The sequence below is a fragment of the Sphaerisporangium sp. NPDC005288 genome, from assembly GCF_040607475.1.
Lineage (GTDB): Bacteria > Actinomycetota > Actinomycetes > Streptosporangiales > Streptosporangiaceae > Sphaerisporangium > Sphaerisporangium rhizosphaerae.
Genome location: NZ_JBEXGT010000102.1, coordinates 1 through 5,008, shown reverse-complemented (window position 1 = coordinate 5,008; position 5,008 = coordinate 1). Strand labels below are relative to the sequence as shown.

General features: G+C 70.8%; 1 protein-coding gene. It reads right to left on the bottom strand.

Annotated elements, in window-relative coordinates:
• Positions 1 to 4,958 (bottom strand): type I polyketide synthase (locus tag ABZU32_RS40805; protein ID WP_354932135.1); only part of this gene is annotated, 4,958 nt, incomplete at its 3' end.
• Positions 4,959 to 5,008 lie beyond the last annotated feature (50 nt).

The following is a 5,008-nucleotide window of genomic DNA, read 5'->3' as shown; positions in this document are numbered from 1 at the left end:
ACCGCCACCCGACCCAACGCCAACGCATCCACCGCAGCATTGGCCGCCGCATAATTCCCCTGCCCCGCCGCACCCAACGTCCCAGCCAGCGAAGAGAACACCACAAACCGCGACACGCCCCCACCACGCGTCAACTCATCCAAATACCACGCCGCATCCACCTTCGGCCGCAGCACCGCCTCCACCCGACCAACCGACAACGACGAAACAACCCCGTCATCCACCACCCCCGCCGCATGCACCACCGCACGCAACGGCCACGCCCCACCAACCCCCTCCAGCACCAACTCCAACGCATCCCGATCAGCCACATCACACGCGGCGACAGACACCTCGGCGCCCAGCCCGGTCAGCTCATCACGCAGTTCAACGGCGCCAGGGGCGTCCAAGCCACGGCGAGAGACCAGCAACAGATGCCGCACCCCATGCACCGCCACCAAATGCCGCGCCACCAACGCACCCAACCCACCGGTACCGCCGGTGACCAACGTCGTCCCATCGACCGGCCACACGACCTCGGCATCCGCGCCGCCCACCTGGCCGGCTTCCCCAGACGACGAGATTCCGCCCTCCGGGCCGGGGGATGCCAGGTGGGTCATCCGGGACACCCACAGCCGACCGCCGCGCACCGCCACCTCCGGCTCACCACGAGCCAGCGCGGCACGCACACCATCCGCGAAGCCGTCCTCACCACCATCGGCGGCGGCCGGCACGGCACTCGCCGACGCCCCATCAGGACCGAGGGCGACCTGCGCGTCTTCCAGCGAAACGTCGTCCGGGTCGAGGTCGATCAGGGTGATCCGGCCGGGTTCCTCCGCCTGAGCAGCCCGCACCAACCCCCACACCGCAGCCTGCGCCGGATCCGGAACCTCACCATCGGCCACGGCCACCGCGCCCCGAGTCACCACCACTGCCGGCCGCGCGTCCGCCTCGGCCAACCAGGACTGCAACTCACTCAGCACTTCACCGACGACCCGGCGCACCCGCACCGGAACCGGGACGTCACCCTCCACCGGCCCTCCGCCACCAGCCCATGCCGAAGAAGCGACATCCAGCATCGCGACATCCAGCACCCCGGCAGCGGTCCCCCCGGTCTCAGCGCCACGCTCGTCCGCCGCGGCCAGCGGCCGCCAAGCCACCTCATACAGCAAGCGGGCCGAGGCCGCGCCGCCCAACTGCTCAGAAGTCAGCGGTCGTGCGGTCAGCGTCTCCACCGAAGCCACCGGTCGGCCGACCGGATCGGTGAGGTCCAGCCGGGTGACCGCCTCGCCGTCCAGGCGGCGCAGCCGTACGCGCAGCGCGGTGGCGCCGGCGGCGTGCAGGGTGACGCCGTTCCAGTTGAACGGAATCAACGGACCGGTGTCCCCTGCATCCTGACCGGCGTCCTGCACGGCCAGCATGCCCACGTGCATCGCCGCGTCGAGCAACGCGGGGTGAACGCCATAACCCGCCGGATCAGCGACATCAACCGGCAGCGACACCTCGGCATAAAGGTCCCCACCGCGCGTCCACGCCCGCGTCAGGCCATGGAAAGCGGGGCCGTAGCCGTAACCGTGGTCGACCAGGCGGTCGTACAAGCCGATGGTGTCCAGCGGCTCAGCGCCCGGCGGAGGCCAAGCCTGGCTCAACTCCTTCGGAGTGTCTTGAGCGGTGGCGGGGGTGGGGGTGAGGGTACCGGTGGCGTGCCGAGTCCACTGCCCATGGTCGTCCTTGGAGTGGATGGCGATCTGGTGCCGGCCGTCTTCGTCGGGTGGGCTCAGGATGATCTGCAGAGTGATGCCGTCGCTGGTGCTGTGATGGCCGGTGCCATTGGTGGGATCGGGAATCGGCAGGGGAGCGTGCAGGGTGAGCTCGTCGATGGTGGGGCAGCCGACCTGGTCTCCGGCGCGCAGGGCCAGTTCGACGAAGGCGGTGCCGGGCAGGATGGGGGTGGCGTTGATGGCGTGGTCGGCCAGCCAGGGTTGGGCGGTGGTCGATAACCGGCCGGTCAGGATGGCGCCCCCGTCCGGCTGCTCCACCACCGCGCCCAGAATCGGATGATCAGCGGCACGCAGACCGAGCGCCGTCGGGTCACCGGCCGGAGCCGAATGCAGCCAGTAACGGCGATGCTGGAACGGATAGGTGGGCAGATCCAGATCGCCGACGCGGGCCCCGGCCGAACCGGCCGTTGCGGCTCCGGTGGTCCAGTCCGGCCAGGCGGTCCAGTCCACGGCCGTGCCACACGTCCACGCCTGACCCAGCCCGGCCACCAATTGAGCGGTCTCGTCCCGGTCGCGGCGCAGCAACGCCACCACCACGGACTCACCGCCGTCGTAGCCGATCCCGCGCCCGCCATCACCACCGCGAACCTCGGCATGGTCGCCGTCCCCACCACCGGTTCCGTCGAGGTGCCGGTCACCGGCGTGGTCGTGGTCGTGGTGGGCCAGGGTCTGCTCGATCATCGGGGTGAGCTGGGCGTCCGGGCCTGCCTCGATGAAGCAGCCGACTCCTTGTCCGCGCAGGGTGGTGATGGTGTCGGCGAACCGCACCGGCCGCCGCACGTGCTCCACCCAGTACCCGGGCTCGGTGATCTCCTCGCCGGCCAGGTCACCCGACAGGTTGGACACCAGCGGCAGTTCCGGGCGACGCAACGTCAACCCGGCCACCACCCGCTCGAACTCGGCCAGCATCGGCTCCATCAACGGCGAATGGAACGCATGCGACACCCGCAACAGCCGCGTCCGGTGCCCGCGTCCTCGCGCCCACTCCACCACCTGATCCACCTGATCGGAGGCACCCGAGACCACCACCGAACCCGGCGCGTTCACCGCCGCCACCGCCACCCGGCCATACCCAGCCAGCACCGGGGCAAGGACATCCTCACCGCAGCCGATCGCCGCCATCGCACCCCCGGCCGGCAACCCCTGCATCAACCGGCCGCGAGCAGCCACCAACCGGCACGCATCCGCCAACCCCAACACCCCGGCCACATGCGCCGCAGAGATCTCCCCCAGCGAATGCCCAGCCACAAAATCAGGCCGAACACCCAACGACTCCAACAACCGGAACAACGCCGTCTCCACCACGAACAAACCGGCCTGAGCGAACACCGTCTGATCCAGCACCCCACCAGCAACAAACCCGCCAGCTCCAGACTCACTGGTCTGACCGATCCCGCTGACCTGGCCGCTCTCGCTCGTCTGGCCGCTCTGGCCGGCCTCACTGATCTGGCCGATCTGACCGATCCCGCCGGCCTGGCCGCTCGCGTCCGTCTGGCCGTTCTGGCTGGTCTGGCTCGTCTCGCTGATTTGGCCTGTTTCGCCGGCCTGGCCGCTCTCGCCCGTCCGGCCAGCCTCGCTGGTTCGGCCGACCTGGCCGGTCCGACCGTTCTGGCCGGACTGGCCCGTCTGGCTGGTCTGGCCGTTCTGGCTGGTGTGGCCGAGGATGATCTCTCGCAGGCTCGCACCGCCGGCCAGGCCGGTCACCACGCCGGCAGCGTCGACGGCGGTGAGTTCGACCTCCAGAAGTGCGCAGGCCTCATCGAAAGCGCGGGCGAACACCGGGAAAGCCGCATACAACTCCCGGCCCATCCCCACCCGCTGAGCACCCTGACCCGAGAACACCACCGCAACCCGGCCCGGCCGCACCCGACCCACCACCGAAGTCGACCCCAACAGCCCAGCCGCCAACCTGCCGACTGTCGGCTCACCGGCCGCCAACCCCGAGGCCGTCAATCCACCGCCCGCCAACCCACCGGTCGTCGGCTCACCGGACCCCGACCTCCCGGCCGTCGACCCCGCGGCCGTCAACCCGCCGGCCGTCAACCCCGAGGCCGTTGGTTCGCCTGCGTCCAGGGTCCGCAGCGCGGCGAGCAGACCTTCTCGGTCGGCCGCCGGCAGCACCGCTCGGTACTCCAGGGCGGCTCGGCGGGTCAGGGCGGCCGCCACCTCCACCGGACCAGCTGCCTCATGCCCGACGACGAACTCCGCCAGCCGAGCGGCTTGTGCCCGCAACGCCGCCTGGCTCTTGGCCGACACCACCACCGGCACCATCACCGGCGCCGGTACCACCACAGGCGCCGATCGCAGCGGTGCCGGTGCGGTAGCCACGGGGTCGCCCTGGGCCGCTGTGGCCGTGGCGCCGTCGCGCTCGCCCGACGGCACCCCCGCAACCGGCGCGTGCGGCGGCTCTTCGGCCGGGGGCTCTTCGAGGATGATGTGGGCGTTGGTGCCGGAGATGCCGAACGAGGACACCCCCGCCCGGCGCGGCCGGTCCGCAGCGCGTGGCCAGGGCTGGGGCCGGGTCAGTAGCTCCACCGCGCCGCCGGACCAGTCCACCTTCGACGAGGGCGCGTCCACGTGCAACGTCTTGGGCAACAACCCGTGCCGCATGGCCAGGATCATCTTGATCACACCGGCCACCCCGGCCGCCGCCTGGGTATGCCCGAGATTGGACTTCACCGACCCCAGCCACAACGGCGACCGCCGACCCTGACCGTAGGCGGCCAGCAGCGCCTGGGCTTCGATCGGGTCGCCCAGCGCGGTTCCGGTGCCATGCCCTTCCACCACGTCCACCTGCGCCGGACCGATCCCCGCCGAGGCCAGCGCCTGAGCGATCACCCGCTCCTGGGAGGGACCGTTGGGGGCGGTCAGCCCGTTGGAGGCGCCGTCCTGGTTGACCGCGCTGCCACGCAACACCGCAAGCACTCGGTGCCCACGACGGCGCGCCTCAGACAACCGCTCCACCACCAGCACACCGACACCCTCGCCCCAACCCACCCCATCAGCCGCCTCGGCGAACGACTTACACCGCCCATCAGCGGCCAACCCCCGCTGCCGCGAAAACTCCACGAACGCATCCGGCGTGGCCATCACCGTCACCCCACCCGCAAGCGCCAGATCACACTCCCCGCTCCGCAACGCCTGCGCGGCCAGATGCAACGCCACCAGCGACGACGAACACGCCGTGTCCACCGACACCGCCGGCCCCTCCAAACCCAGCGAGTACGCCACCCGACCCGAAATCGTCG